The 20,688-nt window shown below is 52.8% G+C and carries 21 protein-coding genes; 13 read left to right on the top strand and 8 right to left on the bottom strand.

Annotated features, from left to right (window positions below; genetic code table 11):
• Positions 1–113 precede the first annotated feature (113 nt).
• Entirely contained in the window at positions 114–683 is a 570-nt protein-coding gene (locus tag ACOTZD_RS15940; protein ID WP_022646570.1) for a TetR/AcrR family transcriptional regulator, read from the bottom strand.
• A 185-nt stretch (positions 684–868) separates the two neighbouring features.
• On the opposite strand from ACOTZD_RS15940, the gene ACOTZD_RS15935 reads away from it, so the two are divergent.
• Complete coding sequence (locus ACOTZD_RS15935; protein ID WP_174402159.1) at positions 869–1,288, top strand: GNAT family N-acetyltransferase; 420 nt, start codon at positions 869–871, stop codon at positions 1,286–1,288.
• On the opposite strand, the gene ACOTZD_RS15930 is transcribed toward ACOTZD_RS15935, so the two are convergent.
• Positions 1,285–1,932, bottom strand: a complete 648-nt coding sequence (locus ACOTZD_RS15930) for a TetR/AcrR family transcriptional regulator (RefSeq protein WP_003861018.1) — start codon at positions 1,930–1,932, stop codon at positions 1,285–1,287. The two genes, ACOTZD_RS15935 and ACOTZD_RS15930, sit on opposite strands and share 4 nt — an antisense overlap.
• Before the next feature lie 78 nt (positions 1,933–2,010).
• Here ACOTZD_RS15930 and ACOTZD_RS15925 point away from each other — a divergent pair, with 78 nt between their 5' ends.
• Positions 2,011–3,510, top strand: a complete 1,500-nt coding sequence (locus ACOTZD_RS15925; protein WP_032608159.1) for an MDR family MFS transporter — start codon at positions 2,011–2,013, stop codon at positions 3,508–3,510.
• 229 nt (positions 3,511–3,739) lie between these two features.
• Positions 3,740–4,540 carry a lipoprotein NlpA gene (nlpA, locus tag ACOTZD_RS15920; protein WP_174402158.1) on the top strand — a complete coding sequence of 267 codons (801 nt, stop codon included), beginning with the start codon at positions 3,740–3,742 and terminating at the stop codon, positions 4,538–4,540.
• A 33-nt stretch (positions 4,541–4,573) separates the two neighbouring features.
• Here the strand turns inward: nlpA and ACOTZD_RS15915 are convergent, their stop codons facing one another.
• Positions 4,574–5,254, bottom strand: coding sequence for an EAL domain-containing protein (locus ACOTZD_RS15915; protein WP_045342664.1), 681 nt, complete (start codon positions 5,252–5,254; stop codon positions 4,574–4,576).
• Between the two features lie 76 nt (positions 5,255–5,330).
• Complete coding sequence (locus ACOTZD_RS15910; RefSeq protein WP_015570093.1) at positions 5,331–5,951, bottom strand: LuxR C-terminal-related transcriptional regulator; 621 nt, start codon at positions 5,949–5,951, stop codon at positions 5,331–5,333.
• A gap of 570 nt (positions 5,952–6,521) precedes the next feature.
• Here ACOTZD_RS15910 and ACOTZD_RS15905 point away from each other — a divergent pair.
• Positions 6,522–7,157 (top strand): LuxR C-terminal-related transcriptional regulator, encoded by a 636-nt coding sequence (locus ACOTZD_RS15905; protein WP_421636339.1) that lies wholly within the window; start codon positions 6,522–6,524, stop codon positions 7,155–7,157.
• 6 nt (positions 7,158–7,163) lie between these two features.
• On the opposite strand, the gene ACOTZD_RS15900 is transcribed toward ACOTZD_RS15905, so the two are convergent.
• From ACOTZD_RS15900 to ACOTZD_RS15885, 4 genes are read right to left on the bottom strand one after another with little or no spacing between them, the layout of a single operon-like run.
• Entirely contained in the window at positions 7,164–8,228 is a 1,065-nt protein-coding gene (locus tag ACOTZD_RS15900; RefSeq protein ID WP_022650114.1) for a fimbrial protein, read from the bottom strand.
• Positions 8,229–8,243: 15 nt separating this feature from the next.
• The gene (locus ACOTZD_RS15895; RefSeq protein WP_174402157.1) at positions 8,244–10,736 is read right to left on the bottom strand and encodes a fimbria/pilus outer membrane usher protein; all 2,493 of its coding nucleotides are present in this window, start codon (positions 10,734–10,736) and stop codon (positions 8,244–8,246) included.
• A 15-nt stretch (positions 10,737–10,751) separates the two neighbouring features.
• Entirely contained in the window at positions 10,752–11,444 is a 693-nt protein-coding gene (locus ACOTZD_RS15890; RefSeq protein ID WP_001223973.1) for a fimbrial biogenesis chaperone, read from the bottom strand.
• Between the two features lie 52 nt (positions 11,445–11,496).
• Positions 11,497–12,081: a fimbrial protein gene (locus tag ACOTZD_RS15885; RefSeq protein WP_022646579.1), complete on the bottom strand. Its 585-nt coding sequence runs from the start codon at positions 12,079–12,081 to the stop codon at positions 11,497–11,499.
• 374 nt (positions 12,082–12,455) lie between these two features.
• On the opposite strand from ACOTZD_RS15885, the gene ACOTZD_RS15880 reads away from it, so the two are divergent.
• The 9 genes from ACOTZD_RS15880 to ACOTZD_RS15840 all read left to right on the top strand — a co-directional run bounded on the left by ACOTZD_RS15880 (position 12,456) and on the right by ACOTZD_RS15840 (position 20,645).
• Positions 12,456–13,268: a winged helix-turn-helix domain-containing protein gene (locus ACOTZD_RS15880; RefSeq protein ID WP_022646580.1), complete on the top strand. Its 813-nt coding sequence runs from the start codon at positions 12,456–12,458 to the stop codon at positions 13,266–13,268.
• A gap of 18 nt (positions 13,269–13,286) precedes the next feature.
• A complete protein-coding gene (locus ACOTZD_RS15875) occupies positions 13,287–13,757 on the top strand; it encodes a hypothetical protein (RefSeq protein WP_003860998.1) in 471 nt (156 codons plus the stop codon).
• A gap of 227 nt (positions 13,758–13,984) precedes the next feature.
• A complete protein-coding gene (locus ACOTZD_RS15870) occupies positions 13,985–14,608 on the top strand; it encodes a common pilus major fimbrillin subunit EcpA (RefSeq protein ID WP_003860995.1) in 624 nt (207 codons plus the stop codon).
• Positions 14,609–14,653: 45 nt separating this feature from the next.
• Positions 14,654–15,331, top strand: a complete 678-nt coding sequence (locus ACOTZD_RS15865) for a hypothetical protein (RefSeq protein ID WP_022650117.1) — start codon at positions 14,654–14,656, stop codon at positions 15,329–15,331.
• A 6-nt stretch (positions 15,332–15,337) separates the two neighbouring features.
• Positions 15,338–17,932 (top strand): CS1-pili formation C-terminal domain-containing protein, encoded by a 2,595-nt coding sequence (locus ACOTZD_RS15860; protein ID WP_045350369.1) that lies wholly within the window; start codon positions 15,338–15,340, stop codon positions 17,930–17,932.
• Positions 17,910–19,508, top strand: a complete 1,599-nt coding sequence (locus tag ACOTZD_RS15855) for a receptor (RefSeq protein WP_174402156.1) — start codon at positions 17,910–17,912, stop codon at positions 19,506–19,508. Before ACOTZD_RS15860 ends, ACOTZD_RS15855 begins: the two co-directional genes overlap by 23 nt.
• A gap of 6 nt (positions 19,509–19,514) precedes the next feature.
• On the top strand, positions 19,515–20,168 hold the full coding sequence (locus tag ACOTZD_RS15850; protein ID WP_006812468.1) for a hypothetical protein: 654 nt from the start codon (positions 19,515–19,517) through the stop codon (positions 20,166–20,168).
• A gap of 73 nt (positions 20,169–20,241) precedes the next feature.
• Entirely contained in the window at positions 20,242–20,436 is a 195-nt protein-coding gene (locus ACOTZD_RS15845) for a hypothetical protein (RefSeq protein ID WP_022646586.1), read from the top strand.
• A gap of 23 nt (positions 20,437–20,459) precedes the next feature.
• Complete coding sequence (locus tag ACOTZD_RS15840; protein WP_001196016.1) at positions 20,460–20,645, top strand: hypothetical protein; 186 nt, start codon at positions 20,460–20,462, stop codon at positions 20,643–20,645.
• The last annotated feature ends 43 nt before the right edge of the window (positions 20,646–20,688 follow it).

Here is a 20,688-nt window from a genome sequence, read left to right as displayed (position 1 = left end):
TAATCGCTTAACAGGGAGGAGGGCTAATTAAAAGCACAGCGATCCCGCATCTCTGGCAGAGCCAGAAATGAAAAAAGGGAAATTAATTATTTCCGCTAATTATTCACATGCGATTACTTCGCAGAGAAAAGCATATTTAAAATATTCTGGTATATGGGCTCTAATTGTTCTGACGGTACTTTTAAAGGCGTGAGTCGACGGTAAATCGTGCCTTCGATCATCACAGCGGTAATCTCCACGCAGCAGCGAATATGCTCATCGCTCAGGTGGGGGAACTGCTTTTTAAGGTGCTCACAAGCGTTGGCGAACATGCGGGCTTCGGCTTCGATCAGCATGTTTGCCACCAGCGGATTGCGCGTGGCCTCTGCGGACATTTCGAGCATTAGCGCGTCATCATCTTCGTTAAGCGTCTGGCGCCAGGCAAGCGCCTGCGGCATCCCTTCAACCAGGGTTTTGCCCTGCATCTCCTCAATACGTGAGTCGATAATGCGCCGGATCATCTCTTCAATGATCGCGTCTTTGTTACTGAAATAGCGATAGATTTGTCCGACGCTGAGCCTGGCTTCGCTGGCGATCTGCGACATGCTGGCAGCGTGAAATCCACTGGCGCGAAAGCAGCGGCGCGCGGCGGTGATGATTTCGTCCTGCCGTAGTTTTTGTCGTTCTTCCAGCTTTGTGCTCATCGTCGGCTACCGTAAAAAGTGAGAATGATCGTTCTCATTATACGTTTTCGGAGCCTATTGGAAAGGTTTTTTTTATTTACATATTGAATGAATATTTCCTTGTTTAAACAATGGAGGAAATAAGGAGTTTTTATGAAGGTTAAGCTGTGAGATATTCAGATTGCGCTGAAAATAAGGAGAGATTTATGCACCTGAGCATTACAGATAAAGTCACGGCTGAAGAAAAAGAAGAATTATTAACGGGGCTAAGAGCCTATAACGCGCAGTATTTAGATCTGGTGACGTTTAGTGGCGATATTGGCGTATATATGCGAGACGACAATGGCGTCATGCTGGGCGGGTTAATCGGCGTACGGAAAGGCGACTGGCTGAACATCGACTATCTGTGGGTCAGCGACAGCGTGCGGGGAACGGGCGTGGGAAGCCAGCTTATCAAAACGGCTGAAGAGGAGGCCCGTCGCAAAGGCTGTCGTCACGCGCTGGTGGATACGGTCAGCTTCCAGGCGCGTCCGTTCTATGAAAAACAGGGTTATCAGGTGCAGATGTCCTTGCAGGATTACCCTTATCAGGGAATGCAGAGACACTATCTGTCCAAAAATCTTTAACCGCCGATCCCGGTGCCTATCACGGCTAACACGTGGCGCACCACGATCTCCGGCGAGAGGGCGCTAAGCCTCTCGTCATTGCGCATGCGGGAGAACGGCACCAGCACCAGGCTCAGCAGCGTAGTGAACAGCAGTTCGGGGGCCAGCGCCGGATTCAGCTTTCCTTCCTGCTGCCAGCCTTTGATGGTTGCCAGCGTGGTGTGATATTTCTCATCGCCAAAGCGTGCCTGCAAATGGGTGCGCAGTACCGGCATCTCGCCAATCACCTCCTGCATCCACAGCGGGGCAAACCAGCGATACTTTTCAGCCAGTTCGGCCAGCACCCTGACCATTTCCGTCAGGGCATCCACCGGCGAATCCCGGTTGTCGGCGAAAATCGCCCCGATCCGCTCGCGTAACGGCAGGAAGCGCTCCTCAATCATCGCATCCAGCAACTGTTCTCTGGAGTTGAAGTAGTAGTGCAGCATGGCGGGCGTCACGCCTGCTTCGCGGGCAATAGCGTTCAACGACGTATTGGCGATCCCCTGGCGGGAAAAGAGATTCAGGGCGATATCCAGCAGCTGTTCACGGCTGGCGGTAACGCGCTTGCCGCCGCGTGGCCGACCGGGGCGGCGGGGTTCAGAATTGTCCTTTTGTGCTGACATGGTCACCGTATCTCTTGATCTTATTCATCACTTCCACAAATATTAATTATACGATTAATTAATTTCAAGTGATGTCTTATGGAGTCCGACGTAATGACTCAACCTGCGAAAAAGGCGCCGTCGATTAAGCTGCTGTTCAGCGCACTCCTGCTGGTGATGCTGCTCTCGGCGCTGGATCAAACCATTGTTTCCACCGCGCTGCCGACTATCGTGGGTGAGCTGGGCGGGCTGGATAAACTCTCGTGGGTGGTAACGGCCTATATCCTCAGTTCGACCATCGTGGTGCCGCTGTACGGCAAATTCGGCGATCTGTTTGGCCGAAAAATCGTTCTGCAAATCGCGATTGTGCTGTTCCTTGTGGGGTCCGCGCTGTGCGGTCTGGCGCAGAACATGACCCAGCTGGTGCTGATGCGCGCCCTGCAAGGGCTGGGGGGCGGGGGGCTGATGGTGATCAGCATGGCTGCCGTGGCGGACGTGATCCCGCCTGCCGATCGGGGTCGCTATCAGGGGCTGTTTGGCGGCGTGTTTGGCCTGGCGACGGTGATAGGGCCGCTGATCGGCGGGTTTATCGTTCAGCACGCATCCTGGCGCTGGATTTTCTACATCAACCTGCCGCTGGGGCTGTTTGCGCTGCTGGTGATTGGCGCGGTTTTCCACGGCAGCGCGCGGCGCAGCAAGCATGAGATTGATTACCTGGGGGCGATTTACCTCAGCATGGCGTTGCTGTGCATCATTCTGTTTACCACCGAGGGGGGGACGATCCGCCAATGGAGCGACCCGCAGCTGTGGTGCATTCTGGCCTTCGGCCTGACGGGGATCGCCGGGTTTATCTACGAAGAGCGGCTGGCGTGGGAGCCGATTATCCCGCTGTCGCTCTTCCGCGACCGCAGCTTCCTGCTCTGTAGCCTGATCGGTTTTATTATCGGCATGTCGCTGTTTGGCTCCGTCACTTTCCTGCCGCTCTATTTACAGGTGGTAAAAGACGCCACGCCGACGCAGGCCGGTTTGCAGCTCATCCCCCTGATGGGGGGGCTGTTGCTCACCTCCATCATCAGCGGGCGCATCATCAGCCGTACCGGGAAATATCGTCTGTTCCCGATCCTCGGCACGCTGCTCGGCGTGGTGGGGATGATGTTACTGACGCGCATTTCAATCACCTCTCCAACCTGGCAGCTTTACCTGTTTACCGGCGTGCTGGGCATGGGGCTGGGACTGGTGATGCAGGTGCTGGTGCTGGCGGTGCAAAACAGCGTGTCAGCCGATCAATACGGCGTCGCGACGTCTGGGGTGACGCTGTTCCGCTCCATTGGCGGGGCGATTGGCGTCGCGCTGTTTGGCGCGGTGTTCACCCATATTCTGCAATCAGGTCTGATCGACAGGCTGCCGGAAGGGGCGGAACTGCCGCGCGAACTTAATCCCGTTGCCATACACCATCTGCCTGATGCCCTGCGTCTGGACTATCTGGATGCGTTCGGCTCGGCGATCCATGCGGTGTTCATGCTGGCGGCGGGGATTATGGTGCTGGCGTTTGTGTTGTCGTGGTTTTTGCGCGAAGCGCCGCTGCGTCGGCAGGCGTGAGGTTAGCGGTTCTGCTTGCGCCTGGACTACCGTAGCCTGATGCCCATCGCCCGGTGGCGCTACGCTTACCGGGCCTACACTTCCCCCGTCACGTAGGCCGGGTAAGCGCAGCGCCACCCGGCAACAGGCCGCATATAACTTAACCGTCTTACTGATTCCTTTTCGTTTTTTAGCCTGCCGTCTCGTTGTCGATATAGTCTTCAAAACGTCTTTCAAAAGGAACTGTCTCGTGAAACTTCGAATGGGTGTGCTTCTCCTGACTGGCCTGCTGCTCGCGGGCTGTGACCAGGGCGGCAATGATGCCAGACACATTAAAGTCGGCGTAATTAATGGCGCTGAGCAGGACGTGGCGGAAGTCGCCAAAAAGGTGGCAAAGGAGAAATACGGTCTGGATGTTGAGCTGGTGGGCTTTAGCGGCTCGCTGCTACCCAACGATGCCACCAACCAGGGCGAACTGGACGCCAACGTCTTCCAGCATCGCCCTTTCCTTGCAGAAGATAACAAGGCGCACAATTACAATCTGGTCGCCGTGGCCAATACCTTCGTCTTCCCGATGGCGGGTTACTCCCGAAAGATTAAATCGGTGTCTGAGCTGAAGGACGGCGCAACCATTGCGATTCCAAACGATCCCACCAACCTTGGTCGCGCGCTGTTGCTGCTGCAAAAAGAGAAGCTGATTACCCTTAAACCGGATGTTGACCTGCTGCCAACGGCGCTGGATATTACCGCGAACCCGAAAAACTTACAGATTATGGAGCTGGAAGGGGCGCAGCTGCCGCGCGTGCTGGACGATCCGAAAGTGGATGTGGCCATCATCAGTACCACCTATCTCCAGCAAACGGGGCTGTCTCCGGTACACGACAGCGTCTTTATTGAAGACAAAAACTCACCTTATGTGAATATTGTGGTCACGCGTGAAGACAACAAAGACGCTGAAAACGTGAAGGAATTTATCCAGTCCTATCAGTCGCCGGAGGTGGCGAAAGCGGCAGAGACCCTTTTTAACGGTGGCGCGGTGCCGGGCTGGTAAGCCCCGGTAAAAAGGCCAGCGCTCCGCTGGCCGTCAAAGCGTTACGCGGGCATCGGTTCGGCTTTCGGGCCACAGAAAACCCTGGCCAGACTGTGCGCCGGACGTGCGGGCGCGCGCCAGATCCCGCGAGTTTTCGATGCCTTCGATAAGAATTGATTGCGCGATACCTGTCCTGACCTCCTGCACAAACGGGGCAAGCGGCGCGCGCTCGCGCAGTGCTGAACGGTCAATTTTTACCCCATCCAGCGGTAGCGCAAGCCGCGCGAACGCCTCAGCCAACTCCCGGGTTAAATCGTCCAGCCAGATTTGCCATCCCGCCTCTTTTAACCGAACAAGCGTGGCATGAAAACGACGTTGCTCAGCCTCGCTCAGCCGTGTGATGGTGAGGGGATCCTGAATTTCAATCGTTAACCGCTGCTGATGGCGTAACGCCAGCAACAACCGGATAGCGCGTTCGTCAAGAAGGTGTTCTGCCGGAAGGTTTAGCCAGTAAGCGTCCCGGGCGGGTATCTGTAACAGGGTGTTGGCCTGCCAGAAGAAGATTTGCAGCGCGCTGCGCGAGGGCAGCGAGGCAAACAGCACCTCAAGATTGACGTTATGGATCTCCACGAGAACTTCATGCGCGAACACCTGGCCCGAATGAAGATCGACAAGCGGCTGGAAGCGCAGCCCTGAGATACGTTGCAACAGGGGAGAGGGAAGAACGGTATACATGGAACAGCCTTCAGAAAATGAAAAAAAGGTTCCCGCGGACACGGGAACAAAAGGCAAACGACACACGGTCAAATTCTTAATTCAGGATCCAGCGAATGCTCTGGTAAAACGAGGGGCCACGCACGGCTTTAAGCTTGTTCATGGCGTTGTTCTTATAAAAGTAAACCAGCCTGACGTTACACCCCAGCTGACGGGCGATTTGCTTGGTTTTGAGATTACAGGAATAGCCGCGCAATACGCTGGCCTCCTCGCTGGACAGCCTCGCCGGGGTGCGTAAGCGGGTCGTCATGCCTACATTGTAACGGCCAGACTCTTGCGGCGTCTGGCTCATCAGTATTTGCCACAGCGCTTTGATATCCCCCAGGGAGACTCTTTTGCTGATGACTCCATCAACATGTTTGAATTTCAAATAGCCGGCGGATAACGAATAGATATAGATCTTCGCCGTCACTTGTTTCTGTTTAATGCAGAGAATGTCGTCATTTGTCGTCACCCGGAAATGACGCGTATTCAACGGATCATAAATGATGATATCAAAGAGTTGTTCACTCATAGCAAGTTCTTCGATATGGGTAAACCCATGGAAAATAACGTCGTGTTTTTCATCAGGCTCACGCTTTCCAAGCGATTGCAGGCCAATCATCGTGAATTCGCAGCTGTCAACAACGGCAACGTGAATTGTTTTTTTATTTTGCATTGGCATTCTCCTTTCGCTGAGTAAACAGTCCATATAAGAGAAAATGGCGGTTCGCACTCTCTTATTAAAAGAATAGCGAGCACTTATTTAAATAACGCGATGCGATGGCATCAATGTAAGCCAATACAAACCGGCGAGTAAAGCTGATGCCAATTATTAGAAGAAGATAAAATTGAAAAATGGTTTTAATGGTATATGTAATTGTTTTAATCTTCTTATAATATTCATGACAGGTTTTTATTCTGTAAAGGAGTGGATATTAAGTGTCAGGTAGTTGATTAATGGAGTTGATACACTGTTTTATCAGTGGGTTATTGCTGTTTCTGTGAGAAAAGTTGTGATCGTGGCAGGATTATCGACAGGGCTTAATCTGCGAGAGGAAACGGCGTGCAGAATAAAATAGAATTTTTTCTATAAATTTAATGTCCTTGTTCAGATTTTTAGGCCTGAGAAGGATAAAATCCTGGCGCGAAGAGGTTGTGAGTGGTGAGTACATAAACTATTATCATTTTCCTCCGGTCACGAGAATTTAGAAAAGACATGAATAATACTGAACGTATCGTAAGGGTAATGGTGTTTTATAAAATAAATATATTTAAAGAGATAATATTCCGGGCGCTCCAGGATCTTTTACCCGATTACATACTGAACATTACTCAGGTCGATTCCACAGAACAGGCGCTGGCGGCGGTGGCGGATAATAGCGTGGATGTTTTCTTCACTGAATTTAATTATCTGCTTAATCATAAAGAGTGGAGTGCGGAGGTCAGCAGCCGTTTTACATCTTTATGTAAAACCCATCACGTCAGGCGTGTTCTGTTGGTGCCCGAGCTGCCTTACGGGCTGTTAAAAAAAGTTCTGGAGATGAAATTTGAATTAACCATCAGTCAGCAGGATGAATTGACTGAACTGAAAAAGGAAATACCCGCGTTGCTCATGGCGGACGGGCAAAAACCGTCGATCTCTTCGTGGCTCAGGCGGGTAATGCGGTCCGGCTCCCGGGCGCGCTCCATCCTCTCGGCCAGAGAGTGGGAGGTGCTTCATCTTATCGTGGAAGGATTTTCAACGACGGAGATTGCCCGTCATCGAAACCGTTCGGTCAGTACCATTGCGACACAGAAACACAATGCAATGAAAAAGCTGAATCTTTCCAACCACAGCGAACTGATTAAGTATGTGCAAGCGGTTGGAAAGATGGAGGAATAGTTCACATCAGGGATAGATAATATTCAGCGTAGCCGATGTATTGATCTTACCCTGGCTCACCTGGGCGGGCGCCCACACGTAATAGTACGCCGCCATCGGAAGGGTGAAATGTTCGTCCAGCGCCGCGCCAGCCGCCACGCTGAAAATCATCGTGGCGTTGCCACGGCTGGTGGTTGAGGTAGAGAAGGTCACCGGCGTTTGCGGGGCGTCACGTTTTATCAGGCGGAGCCCCACGCCCTGCGCCGCGCTACTGCTGCTGTCGATCAGCACCGAGCTGTCGGTTGAGAGCAGCTGCGTGCTGGACAGAAACATCTCAATTGCCCGATCGGAATTGCCATTAACCCCGACGTTCTGACAGCTCATGTTCAGTGAAAAAGGCGTCAGCCCCGGCTGTGAGGATGCACTGAGCTGGGGAATGCCGAGCGTCGGCAGCGCCACGGTCAGCCCCGCATTATCAAAGGAACAGGTAGTCAGTTTTGGCGCGTATTTGATGATCATCGGCTGACCAAACATATCGCGGTTGTCGTAAGGCCACTTGAACCCGCTGAATAACCACTGCGCTATCTTGATGACCTGATTGATTGGCCAGGTGATGATTTCCCAGATAGATAACCCGCTCATGTCGCTGACGAACAGAACGTCGCTCATGTTCGCCGTATCCCCCGTCAGGGTGGTGCCGCTCTGGTTAACGAGGGTGAAGCGAACCGTAAACGGTGTATTCAGCTCAGACGCCGTATGGCTACCGCTGGCAGACAGGGTTTTATTGGCCGGGGGATTGGTGATCTCCGCCCGCACCATATACTTGTTGTTGCTGAATCCGAGGATGGTGGCGTATTTGCTGTCGGTCGAGAGGATCGGCGTGTAAGAAAATTCGCTATTACCCGTCGTACAGTTGAACGAGCCGCTGTACTGGGTGGTGAAGCTGCCGGTCCATGTGGGCGTGGCCGGGCTCAGCTTATCCGATAAATCAATGGTAATCGGTGTGCCATAAACGATGCTGCTGCCGGAGCAGGTGGCATAGCTCATCCCGCTAACGCTGGTGAGGAGCAGGAACATGAATGATCGTAACATTTTGATAATCCGTAATTAATGGCAAACCGATGAGGGGCTGTTCAGCCCCCAGGCCGGGGAGGAGATTTCGCACTTTCCGCCGCGGAGATGCACGTTGAGCGCGCGTGGCGGCCGTTCAGCACGGATATACAGTACGCTGGCCTGTCCGACATACCCGACAGATTCACCATGTTCATCCAGCACTTCGGTGCCAAAGGGCAGCGGTTTGCCGTCGGCGCGCGTCGCATGAAGTACCCATGACTGGCGCTTGTCGGTTTCAAAGCGGATATAGCTCACCGCCCCGTCGTAAGGAGCCACGTTAGCCATATTGCCGATCACTTCCGCGCCAGCGCTGTTTTCAGTTTCAGTTAACGTAATGGCGTTTTTGCGATACGGGGTGGCGTAAGGCACCAGCGCCACGCCATCGCGGTTCGTCATAATGCTTTCATCGCCGTTCACCATCAGCCCCTCCGCCTTTGGCGCATCGACGATAGTCATGGTTGTGCCGGTTTCGTTTGAGGCGAGAACGTGCCACGGGTAGGCCACCAGGCTGCCGCGTCCGCTGAGCCCGGTCTGGCGGTAGTCGGAGGATTCGCTGTAAGAGCCGCCGAGTGTTGCGAAGTTCGAACGGTACGCGGCGTTAACGCTTGCCGCATTTTTACCCCCCCGCGCATTACTGCCGGAGAGGGTATAGCTCAGGCGGTTCGACGCCAGCGCGTTCCCGCTCATGCTGATATTGCTCTGCTCATAATGCGAATCGCTGGCCGTCAGGCTGGAGGTGATCCACGCATTATTATCAAACAGCGAGAACGGCAGGCTGAGGGAGAGGTAAAGGCGCGTCTCTTCTTCACTGTCCCTGTTCCGTACCCGGCTGGCCGACAGGGTATAGCTGGCGCGGCCGATGGCGTTGGAATAGCCCATCTGGTATTCGCGCGTGGTTTGCTGTGAGTTCCAGTAATCGCGCTGTGTGCCGGAGACAAACACCGTGCCCCAGTTATTGAGCAGGCGCTGATTAAGGTTAAGCGTAAAGGTATTCTTGGGCTGCGCCGCGCGCAGGGCGTCCCAGGTGCTTAGCGACATGTCGGGCGCAACGCCAAACCGATCTTCATAGTCGTCGTACTGCGCTCTCAGGCGCTGATACCCTTCGCGCGAATAGAGCGCATCGCTGAAGCTGTAATAGCCTTTAGTGGAATAGCGATAGGCCGCCAGGGTGAAGTTGGTGGCGGTGGTATCGATAAATTTGCTGTACGACACGCGATAACTCTGACCGCTGCTGGTGCGATCCTGTAGGGTGGTTTTGGCGTGGGTGACATCAAACGAGACCGCGCCAAAGGGAAGGTTCCACCCGGTACCGACAAGCCCGGCCTGGTAGTTATCGCTAATAATCGTCCCGGTATACCCGGTGATGAGGTTATTAAACCCGTAGCGCAGCGTGGCCTGCATGAATGCGGGTTCGGCATCGAGCGTGTTCTGATGCACTTTACCCGCCACCACGCTGTACTGACTCACCCCTTCTTTTAGCATCCCGGGTACGGCGGAAAACGGCACCGTGAAGGACTGCTGTGAACCGTCCGCTTCACGCACCACCACCAGCAAATCGCCCGCGGAGCCGGTAGGCTGAATGCTGTCGAGGGTAAACTGGCCCGGCGGCACATTCTCCTGATAAATCACGTTGCCATTCTGGATAACTTTCACCAGGGCGTTCGTCCGTGCCACGCCGTGAACCACCGGTGAAAAACCCTGCTGTGAATTTGGGCGCATCTTCATGTCCGACGCCAGCGACACGCCGCGCACGCGCAGGGAATCAAACAGATCGCCAGGAATATAAAAGTCACCCAGCGTCAGGTTGGATTTCAGCGAGGCCAGGGGACGGCGCAGGTAGCGGGTATTATTCTGCCAGCTACTCTCTCCGCTGGCCGTTTTCCGCCAGGCGCTGCTGTCGCGAAACTGCCAGCCGAACAGGTTGGCGCCGGAATCCAGCCCGGCATAAAAATCATCATTTGTGGCTTTCGCAGCGCCTTTCGCGCGGGTATTGTACCAGGTCGTGTTCCACGAGAGCATCAGCGCCGGTATCCCCTCGTCCCAGAACTGGGGGGCAATGTAACCTTCTTCAGTACGCAGCACGGCCGCCTGCGGAACGGTAAGCGCCAGACTCAGGGTGCTGGTATCGGTTTTGACTTCACCGCCCTGAACCAGATCGCGCAGCTGAACCTGCCCGTGCGCAATGGCGGGCGCAGGCACGGACGTGGTGTTGATGCCAAGCGACCGGGCATCTTTCCAGGCAATGCGGATGTCGTCACGCTGCTCGCCGTAGATGACGGTATAACGTCCCTTCCAGCTGCCGTTTACGTAGATATCCATCTCCTGACTGCCGGCAGGCATGGCGTTGTTTTCGGAAAAGCGAGACAGATCGGACTCACCGGATGCGCCAGCAAGCAGGGAGGGATCAAACGAGACGGCCCCTGATTTATGCGAAAGCAGAAGCGTGCAGACTGCCAGCAGACAGAGTCTGTTTTGTTTCATTTTCATGGTGAGTCTTTCCGATCACTGACTGGTGAAAGTCCGGGTTTTATACGCGCCAAGATCGTCCACATACATCAGCTGGAAGGTCTGTCCGCGCTTAACCGTATTTTTTGCGGCGACCGTCAGCTGCCCAAACGGGGAAACCATAGGGGACTCCTGGAGCAATTTCGTTTTACCCAGCGAAATATTGGCGACCGTAATATGGAACGGACTGTTATTTGTAATGCGAAAGCGATCGCCTTCGGCGGCGAGCGTCAGTTTCGCCACCGCGTCATCCAGCGTGCCTTTCAGCGCAGCGGGCCGGTAAAAAAGTTTGATACGGGATTTAATCGCCAGCTGAACGGTATTCTGATTTTGCAGATTTTCAGGTCTGGGCGGAATGTCGAGAACATTCAGGAAAAAGACGGATTCGCGATCCGCAGGCAAGCTGGACGGCAGCTTTTTAATACGAAGCTGTTGGCCATTATGTTCGTTAACCTTTATTACTGGCGGCGACAGCAAAAACGGCACATTGGCTGTTTCCGGCGTGGAATTAATATCACCGTCATCTATCCAGGATTGCACCAGAGCGGGCGCATCGCCCGTATTCATTAACTGGACGATCACCTCTTTGTTATTTTCAGGATAAAGGACACGGGTGCCATTAATGACAATATTGGCCCATGAGTGACCGGTGCTTAGCAGTAAGCCTGCCAGCAAAATTGCCTTGCGCATGATTGCAACCTTAAATACAGGCTCTGCGAAAACAGAGCCTGAATAATCATTATTACAGGTAGGAAATGGTATACGTTACGTTGGAGCTTAACTCGCCCACGGTGGCGGCAGCGGCGTTCGTTTTATAATAATAAACATCCAGCGTCAGCGTCTCGGAATCTGGCGCGGTCGCTGTACCCATAATATCCGTGGTGTAAGGCTGGTTCAGGGTAATTGGCGTAGACGAACCTGGCTCCACTAGCGCAAAACCGACATTACGTGCCACGCTGGCATCGCTTTCGTTCACGCTGTTATTGAGCAGGTATTTACCGTCAGTGGAAATATTATCCGCGCTGGAGAAATACACTTTCAGCGGGGTGCCGGTCGTTCCGGCTGCTGGTGAACAACCTGAGAAAGTCAGCGCAATAGATTTTTTATTCTTAGTGATCAGGCCAACCGTGGTGCCTGCATCTTTTACCGAAATAGGGGAAAGCGCAACGGTAAAGTCTGCGCTTTTACCGCCGTTAATGGTACAGGTTGTATCGGTAATAGCGCCGGTAAAGTTAATGATACCACCCGCTGAATTGTCTGCGGCCACTGCGCTGGTAGAGGCAATAGCAGCGGCCAGCAGTGATACGGTCATGATCGATTTGAACATGATAAACTCCATGAAGATTTGTGTTATTTAAAATGAATGTTAATCGGCTACACATGTCCCTGATGTACCGGCTAGACGCATGGCGACTCGGGAGAATGCTTTGACGATATTATGTTGCACTAAAAAAGTACATAACAAAACATTATTCCAACAATTTCTAAAGTTTAAGATTATAATCTTGTGTGTTAGTTTTTTTTAATGTTTTAACCTAAATGCGTTGGTTCAAATATTTTTATTAATGATTTAATAATTGTTAATTAATGAAGCTTTATGAATTCATCTCTCAATTAATATCACGCGACTTGACCACACAAACTTTAGACTTATTATTGCCTGGCAAATGCACATAATTTTAACAATGGCGTAATAATAATATGAAGTATCTCATTGATCTTACAATGCTTTATGAAGTCGACACCGGTATGATCATGATTAATGGAGAGGAAGAGTCATCCATTAAGTTATCTAACCAGGCGGGTCGTCTGCTTTATGAACTTATCATCAATAATGGTAAAACTCTCGACAGAGACGACCTGATAAAGAAGGTCTGGGAGGATCATGGTTTCTCTGGTTCTTCGGTGAGTCTGAATGTTGCCATAAGTGAAATCAGAAAAGCATTTCGTACATTAGGATGCGACCCTTTACTGATAAAAACGATACGTGGCAAGGGATTTAGCCTTGCCGCGCATATTGAACACCACACGGTCAGGCCGCCGGTTGTTTCAACGCTTAGTGAACAATCTGCCTCTGAAGCATTCGATACGCTAGCGCATAAGAAAGATGCCGATCCGCCTAAACAATTAATATCGCTGCACAGACTCTTTATTTCTCTCTGCACCTTATTACTGATTACCGTTATCGGCACCGCTGTTTTACTGTTGCACCAAAGGGATTCCTATGCCGAGAGCCTGAAAGATTCTGATATGCATCTGCTCGGTAAAGTGGACCGGTGTACGGTATACCTGATCGATAAGAATATGTATCAGCCGCGACAGCACTACTTTAATCACGTAAAAGAGGTCATCGCCAGTCAACATATCGACTGTCAACATCAGGTTGCAGATGCTTACTATTCCAGGTTTAAAAAGTCGCAGATAGAAAATTATTTCCTGGCCATCTGTTATCAGCAGGACAGTATCGACGATTATAAGAACTGCATTTCTTACAGAAGCCTGACCGGGAGTTAAAATATGTCAAGGACTAAAATGAGTGTACTGTTCAGTATCGTACTGGCGCTGTCTGTCATCGCGTTGTTATGGATCTATTTTACCAGAACGCAGGATGAGGGGTTTGGCTGCCAGTCAGATACCATTTCCTGGAAAACCTATTCCACGGGTGAGTCAACCGATATGTCGCTAACCACGCTTTTCCTGTTTAACAACAAAGATGTTGTGACGGTTATTCATAAAGGCGTGCTCAAGAAAGAGGGCAAAAGCTACCTGATTGACCGAAATTACACGCTCAGCGTGGAAAAAGTCGATGGAAGCAATATCTTTTATATTAAGGATAAAAAGCTGAATAAGTCTGAAGATGATGCGGCGCCGGATGGCGTTGTAAACGAAATGTTACTTGATAATATCAACTTCTTCTATATTACCAGCGTAAAAAAACATGCGTGGTTAATTAAGGGGCTGGTGTTGCCTGTAATGATGTGTGTGGCTGTCCCGACGTCCTGATATTTCTCTTTATTAAAAAATCGATATTTATCTATTACTCGGGAAAGTGAGTAATTTACTCAATACGTAACAATAAGATACGAGAAATTTATTTATATTTTTATTGTTGCTCTCCGTCGAGTGAATTTTTCTGTATTGCCTCGTTATTTTGCGGCTGTCTATACTCCGCCTCGAAAAAGGGGCTCCCCTTTTTATACACGTGGATTCTTTTTTGAAGGACTAAATAAATGAACAAACTGAACGCTATCGTTCTGGGCTCCCTGCTGTCTGTTTCTGCCCTGAGCGCAGTTAATGCAGCAGAAACGACGGCTTCTGCCACATGGCAGGCAACCGCGACCAAAGACAGTGAATCCGATCTGGTTGTTACGCCAACGCGTGCTCTGAACTTTGTTTACAGCGCCAACACCAAATCTTTCAACACCGACACCGGTCTGTTTGATGTGGCTATCCGTGGCGATCACTCTACGGCGACCAGCTTCAAACTCGAAGCTATCCTCGACGATTCAAACAACACGCTGTTCAGCGTGGGTGGTGAAGCGACCAAGCTGAAAGTGGGTGCGCGTTGGGGCGGTAACGACCTGGGCTCTATCGGTGGCACCGTGGGGGCGAAATCAACCGCATGGACCACGCTGGTTGATTCCTCTTCTAACACCGGCGTCTCTTCTGGCCTGTGGAACCTGACCACCAGCGCAGGCGCGGCGGCAGATACCGAAATTACCGGCCAGGACAAATTCGTCTTCTACGTTGACTCCGCTCAGGACAATGCCGGTACGGCGAAAGAGTTCAAAGACCTGACCAACAGCCTGTGGGAAGGGACCGTGTCTGTTGCGTTCCGCGCAACCTGGGGCTAAGGCCTGATCGATCCAGGGGCGCAAGCCCCTGTTTAGGGAAATAGCATGTTTAACCTCAAATCCGCCTTCTTATTTTTATTATTTATCTCTTCCTCCGCGCTGGCCATTAATGTGGGAAAAGTCACCACCATTATTTCTGCGGATGCTGACTCCACCGCCAAGGAAATAAAAAACGAAGCAGACAGCGTGCGCATTGTTTCTGTTCGCGCACAGCGGATCAGCAGCCCAATGGATGAAGGGATCGTCATTAATCCGGAGAAAGTGGACGAACTGTTGCTGACGCCCACGCGCATGGTGATGCCCGCCGGTACCAGCAATATCGTCAAATTTTACTATCACGGGAACGCCGATAACAAAGAGCGTTACTACCGCATTACCTTCACGGATGAAGGGGTAAGCGAAGAGGTGGACAGCGGTTCGCCAAAAAACGGCACCGGGATGACGCGCGCGGTGGTGAGCACCATTCTGGTGGTTCAGCCCCGGGATAAGAAGATTGATTTCGTCTATGTGGCGGGAAAAATAACCAATAAAGGGAACACCTCGTTTCGCGTCAATGCGACCGGGACCTGCCTGAAGCCGAATCCGGAATCCCCCGGCACGCCGTGTAGCAAAAACTTCTACCTGATGCCAGAGACCTCGCGCGCTATCGAGGATATCAACGTTACGGATAACCATTTTCATCTCGGAATATGGGACCTGAAACAGTTCATTCCTGTTAAGTAAGGATGCATGGTGAAAAATAAATTAGTGTTGCCGGTGATGATGGCTTGCGCATCCGGCACGCTGCCCGCGCTTGCGCATGCAGCCTCAAGCTCCGTGGTTATCGCTAATTACCGTTTTCCCGACTCGCTTTATGCACTGCTGGAGCAGGGGATCAAAATTCCCGTCTATCTGGTGAATACGCGTCCACACTCAGCACAACAAGGGAACCACGAAGGCACGGCGAGCGAATATGTTCGTATCGGTGACGTGACGCTCTTTGCAAAGGATCTGAAGCTGGGGCTGAGGGACGTTCAGGTCCAGGAGTCTGATAACGGCATTCGTCTGTCAAAAGAGATGAGAACGTTATTGCAGAGCATTAACGATAAGCAGTTTGATGACCAGATGCGCATTCCGGTAAGCACGGGGTCCGCGTTCGAGCTGGATCAGAAAAAAATGCGCCTGTTGCTGAATCTGTCGCAGAGCGACTACGGGGTGAATATTCGCCCGCGTGAGGTGGACATTGATGCGCCGGAGTCTGACGACCTGAGCGGCACGTTCTCCTACAACCTCGGGGCGTATCACACCGAGAGCGGCTACGGTGACAGCTGGTCGTCGGGCTATCTGAACGCGAGAAACTGGATCTCAATGGGCGTCGATCATGTGCTGATCGACGGCTCTGGCTACGTCAACGAGAGCAGCAGCGATACCCAGATGAATGCGGTTATGTGGGAGCGCGACTATCAGGGGATGCGCTACGCCGCAGGCATGCTGAACGGCTGGGCGATGCAGTCTCTGGCGAGCGTCAGCGGGATTTCCGGCGGTGAAGTCTACGGCGTTTCCATGGGCAACCAGGCCAACTCCCGCAAACGCGATAACACGCTCTCTCTGACGCCGGTGGTGGTCTATTTCCCCACGGCGGGCGAGGCCCGTATTCGTCGTGACGGGCAGCTTATCGGCATTCAGCGCTTTGACGTCGGCAACCATGAAATTGACACCAGCAGCCTGCCCTACGGGATCTACAGCATCGAAGTTGAGGTGGTGAGCGGAAGCCGCACCGTGTCGCGTAGCATGTACACCGTAAATAAGCCGTTCTCCAGCAACGTGTCGGAAACGCTGCGCTGGCAGATGTGGGGCGGGATGTATAGCCGCGATAAATCCGTCGTCAATTATAAAAAATACGCGAAACGCAAAAACGAGCAGGACAACACCTACTACTACGATTACGACACCAAACATAAAGACACCATGTCGCTGGTGGGAGCCTCGTTCAGCAAGCGCAGCGGGATGGTCGACTGGAACGCCTCCACCTACATGATGCGGGAACACATCGTCAGCGAGCTGTGGGCCTCCCTGAACCTGACGGGCTATTTCTCGGTGAATACCCAGACCATGGCCGCCTCCGACGGAACCTATCGCGCCAACTATGGGGCGAATCTCAGCCTGCCGTGGCAGATCGGCTCGGTGTGGTACTCCCATGAACAGCTCTCCAGTGGCAAGTTCCTCGATATCTATGAGAGCAAGGGCAATACCTGGGGCGCCTCCTTTAGCCTGCCGTCGTTCGGTCTGCCCTCGGCGGGCAACCTGAGCCTGATGCGCCAGGAGGACGACCTCTATCGCTATAAACGCTATCAGCTGGACTACTCCCAGGGGTTATACGCCGGTCGCTACGGTACGGCGCGCCTGCGGGTGGGAATGTCGCGCAACAAATACGACGGGTATTACGAAGAGAAAGATCGTTACGTGATGCTCGATTTCGCTATACCGCTCGGCAATACCGTGTCGGTTGGCGTTTCCCACAATCGCGATACCGGCACGGCGCTGAACGTCAGCGCCAGCCGCCAGTTTGAAGGCGATTACCTGAAATCGGCTACCGCCAACGTCTCGAAAGCCTTTAACAGCCGCCAGGATCGCAGCGTAAGCGGCGGCGGCAGCGTGAACTTCGACACGCCGTGGAACAGCAACATCCTCAGCGTCCAGAGCGGCATGAGTAAAGGCTGGAACTCCACGCTGACCAGTGACGGCAGCGTGGGCTGGTCCAAAGAGGCCATCGCCGCCGGGAAAGGCACCGAAAGCGCAGGGGTGATTGTCAGTACCGGTCTCAAATCTGATGAAGCGCTGACCCTGAAGCTTAACGGCCGGGCAGAACGCATCAAAGGGGATAAGACCTGGCTGTCGCTGCCGGCATACCAGGCTTATGACCTGGAAGTGATGAACAGTGAAACCGGTACGGAAAGCTATGAGATTGGCGCGAATGCGCGTCGCCATATCACGGTTTATCCGGGCAATACCGTGGTGATGAAGCCGCAGGTGAAGAAAATCGTCACTCTGTTTGGTCGTCTTGTGGATGCAAACGGGGCCCCGATTGGCGCCATGCAGATCAAAAACCACGTCGGGCTGACCCGGACGGAAAACGACGGACGCTTCGTGATCGACGTTGATAAGAACAACCCTGTCCTGAGTATCGCCACGCCGGACGACAGCGTCTGCGAAGTGCGCCTGGACATCGAGTCTAACCGCGGTGCGCTGTGGCTTGGGGACATCTCCTGCGACAAAGGCGATTTCGTCTGGCAGGAAGCAAAAGGAACGCAGGAACGTGACGATGAAAAAGATATTCGCTCTTAATTTACTGCTGATGAGCGCGGCGGCCCAGGCGCAGGAGCTGCCCTATTTCGCCATTAATAACCCGGACAATAACGGTACGGGAAACAGCGCGGGGCTGTTTAGTCTGAACAGCACGTCGACCGCGTTTTTACACGGTTCGCGCGAGTGGCCGACCCTGAGTGCGAAAACGAATAACGGTATCGCCACTTACATCCCGGACAACAGCTTCAACGGCCCGGCAGGCAGCGCGTTAACTATCGACTTTTCGGTGACCGGTTCCAGCGCTTCTCCGTTCTTTAAAGGGACGGCGTGTTCCTCGTCCTGCGGCAACACGGGGTACACCCCGACGACCAGCTATACCGACACGTCGATGGTGGTTAAGCCGCCGGTGATGGAGCCCGGCACGTCATACGGGCGCTGGGTACTGGGCGATCCGTTCTTTAACTATTTGCTCAACGCCGCGCCAGGGGATGAAGTGACCATCACCTCCACGCCGCAAATCAGCTCCATCAACAAAGTGACCACCACCAATACGCTTCACAAGGTGGGCACGCTGACCATGACCAACTCCAGAGCGCTTAACCTGGGTATTGACCCGATCAGCGGCGAGGTGACGATTGTCGATGGATCAACGGGGGCCACCTGCACCAAGTACACCCGTAACACGGTCTCTGGCGTCCTGTGCGACCTGCTCGAATACACATTTGTTGGGGAAGATATCTCCGGTTACAACGGAGGGCTGGCGCTCACCTCTTCCCGCGTCAACAGCGTGCTGCAATCGCACATGAGCGGCGGCACCGGGCTTGCCGCCGAGCTGACCTTCGATGAAAACACCTGGTACAGTATCTCCGGCGGTATCCTGAGCGATACGCGTGTCCTGGCGAACACCTTCCTTGCAGCGCCGCAGAAAAACGGCGGCAAAGCGTACCTTAAAATCTTTTTGCCGAAAGCGTTAATTCTGAGCGTGGCGCAGGCGGGGGACGGCAGCAACATTGGCAATATCGTCAGCCTGTGTCTGACGCCCGGCAACAGCTCGCTGGCGGCGGATTTCTGCTTCCAGCCGGGGGGCGGCCTGGTGATTAACCCTATCGAACCCGGGCTGGAAATTGTGCCAGACAACCCGGATTACACCCTCGATCCTGACGGTCTGGGCGGCTCAGGGAAAGGCATTATCGGCGAAGCGCCCATTGAGATCCCCTACACCATCACCTACAGCGGGGCGCAAAAAGATGCGGCGATTGCGGTCACGGTAAAAGTCACCGGGCCTACCCAAAGCCTGAATGGGGTGGACTACTGCGCCTTTAGCGGCAACGGCTTTACGGTTCCCATTCCGGGCAACGTGCTGGTGGGGAAAAGCCAGACGCTGATGGCGCACAACTGTAAAGGCGAAGTACTGTCGATCCCGGCGCCGGCCACCCATGCGGAAGAGTGGGACAAAATGAGTTCCGGCGTGATCGATATGTGGCTCTGGAAAACACCGCTGATCCTCCAGTTCGTTATGGATAATCCGGTATCGAAAACCACCTATGACGGAAATAGCTGGTTTGGTGAAGTGACCGCGCAGGGAAGAATAGATGTTAGCGCATCCTGGAATTAATCAACCATGACTGGAAAATTCCTGGCTATTTTTGCAATAAATTGCTTCATTTCCACAGGGGCAAATGCTTTAATTATCGAAAGTCTGAATATTGATTTTCTTCCCGAAAGAGAAGTTGTTTTTCAGCCGATAAAAAACGATACCAGCGAGCGTCAGAATTATACCGTGTCGCTTATTCAGGTAGACGTTCCTAAAGAGAAGGGAAAAGAAACCGAAATAAAAGACGGCGAAGTCATGTATTCGCCTAAGCAATTAACGCTGGGGAGCGGTGAACGCGCGGGTTTTAAATTTTATTATACCGGCCCGCATGACAACAAAGAGCGATACTATCGCGTAAAATTCACCGAGACGCCGCTCCAGGCAAAGGTTATCACGCGCAAAGGCCAGCGCATCCAGTCGGATGTGGTGGTCTCGCTTGAGGCTATTTTGATTGTCCGACCATGGACACGACATTTTGATTATGCGTTTAGCAACGGGGTGGTGAGTAATACCGGGAATACCTATTTTAAATATGTTTCCTCGGTCGGGTGCAGTACGCAATACAACAATTCAAAATATATTCCACCGGGGCAACGGCTGGAAATAGATAATGCCGGGCAGGCTGCAAGGCGGATGATTATTTATGGCAATAAAATCATTCCGCTGACCACCTGCCCGTAGCAACCGCTTTCCTTCATAAAAGGAAATTAGCCTTTAGCATCATGCTAAAGATCCATCACTACAGGAGATAAAAATGAAAGCGATTTCATTCGTAGAAGCGAAAGACATTATTGGCGGCGCGTTAAACCCGTTCGCTGGTCTGGTTAAAGGTGCACAGCTGGGTTACGACACCGGCGCCAGCATCATGGGCATGGTTGGCGGTGTGGTTGGCGGAGTTCTGGGTGGCGCAATGGGCTTCCTGGGCGCGCTGGTTGGTAGCTACAACTAATTCACGTTAACAGGAAAAGTATCATGCAAGTTATCGATTTCAAAAAAGCACAGGCCATCATCGGTGGTTGGGATCCGTTTGCTGCCGCTATTCAGGGCGCAAGCGCGGGCTATAACGCGGGCAGCCAGATGCTAGGCGCGCTGGGCGGCACCATCGGCGGCGTATTCGGCCTGGTGGGCGGCTTCATCGGCGGTTTCTTCAGCGCCTAAGCGAGAAGCACGTTGTACGCATGGCCCGCATTGCCGGGCCATT

The sequence above is a fragment of the Enterobacter cloacae complex sp. SHL022 genome (assembly GCF_049237785.1).
Lineage (GTDB): Bacteria > Pseudomonadota > Gammaproteobacteria > Enterobacterales > Enterobacteriaceae > Enterobacter > Enterobacter hormaechei_C.
Note: the sequence above shows the minus strand (reverse complement) of the source record. Positions and strands in the feature narration are given on the sequence as shown.

Bases quoted from the DNA above. Each gene is read 5' to 3' on its own strand.
- ACOTZD_RS15935 (WP_174402159.1), top strand. From the start codon at position 869: ATGCACCTGAGCATTACAGATAAAGTCACGGCTGAAGAAAAAGAAGAA.
- ACOTZD_RS15885 (WP_022646579.1), bottom strand. From the start codon at position 12,081: ATGTTCAAATCGATCATGACCGTATCACTGCTGGCCGCTGCTATTGCC.
- ACOTZD_RS15845 (WP_022646586.1), top strand. From the start codon at position 20,242: ATGAAAGCGATTTCATTCGTAGAAGCGAAAGACATTATTGGCGGCGCG.
- ACOTZD_RS15915 (WP_045342664.1), bottom strand. From the start codon at position 5,254: ATGTATACCGTTCTTCCCTCTCCCCTGTTGCAACGTATCTCAGGGCTG.
- ACOTZD_RS15925 (WP_032608159.1), top strand. From the start codon at position 2,011: ATGGAGTCCGACGTAATGACTCAACCTGCGAAAAAGGCGCCGTCGATT.
- ACOTZD_RS15860 (WP_045350369.1), top strand. From the start codon at position 15,338: ATGGTGAAAAATAAATTAGTGTTGCCGGTGATGATGGCTTGCGCATCC.
- ACOTZD_RS15855 (WP_174402156.1), top strand. From the start codon at position 17,910: ATGAAAAAGATATTCGCTCTTAATTTACTGCTGATGAGCGCGGCGGCC.
- ACOTZD_RS15895 (WP_174402157.1), bottom strand. From the start codon at position 10,736: ATGAAAATGAAACAAAACAGACTCTGTCTGCTGGCAGTCTGCACGCTT.
- ACOTZD_RS15840 (WP_001196016.1), top strand. From the start codon at position 20,460: ATGCAAGTTATCGATTTCAAAAAAGCACAGGCCATCATCGGTGGTTGG.
- ACOTZD_RS15940 (WP_022646570.1), bottom strand. From the start codon at position 683: ATGAGCACAAAGCTGGAAGAACGACAAAAACTACGGCAGGACGAAATC.
- ACOTZD_RS15870 (WP_003860995.1), top strand. From the start codon at position 13,985: ATGAACAAACTGAACGCTATCGTTCTGGGCTCCCTGCTGTCTGTTTCT.
- ACOTZD_RS15930 (WP_003861018.1), bottom strand. From the start codon at position 1,932: ATGTCAGCACAAAAGGACAATTCTGAACCCCGCCGCCCCGGTCGGCCA.
- ACOTZD_RS15880 (WP_022646580.1), top strand. From the start codon at position 12,456: ATGAAGTATCTCATTGATCTTACAATGCTTTATGAAGTCGACACCGGT.
- ACOTZD_RS15850 (WP_006812468.1), top strand. From the start codon at position 19,515: ATGACTGGAAAATTCCTGGCTATTTTTGCAATAAATTGCTTCATTTCC.
- ACOTZD_RS15905 (WP_421636339.1), top strand. From the start codon at position 6,522: ATGGTGTTTTATAAAATAAATATATTTAAAGAGATAATATTCCGGGCG.
- ACOTZD_RS15875 (WP_003860998.1), top strand. From the start codon at position 13,287: ATGAGTGTACTGTTCAGTATCGTACTGGCGCTGTCTGTCATCGCGTTG.
- ACOTZD_RS15900 (WP_022650114.1), bottom strand. From the start codon at position 8,228: ATGTTACGATCATTCATGTTCCTGCTCCTCACCAGCGTTAGCGGGATG.
- ACOTZD_RS15890 (WP_001223973.1), bottom strand. From the start codon at position 11,444: ATGCGCAAGGCAATTTTGCTGGCAGGCTTACTGCTAAGCACCGGTCAC.
- ACOTZD_RS15910 (WP_015570093.1), bottom strand. From the start codon at position 5,951: ATGCAAAATAAAAAAACAATTCACGTTGCCGTTGTTGACAGCTGCGAA.
- ACOTZD_RS15865 (WP_022650117.1), top strand. From the start codon at position 14,654: ATGTTTAACCTCAAATCCGCCTTCTTATTTTTATTATTTATCTCTTCC.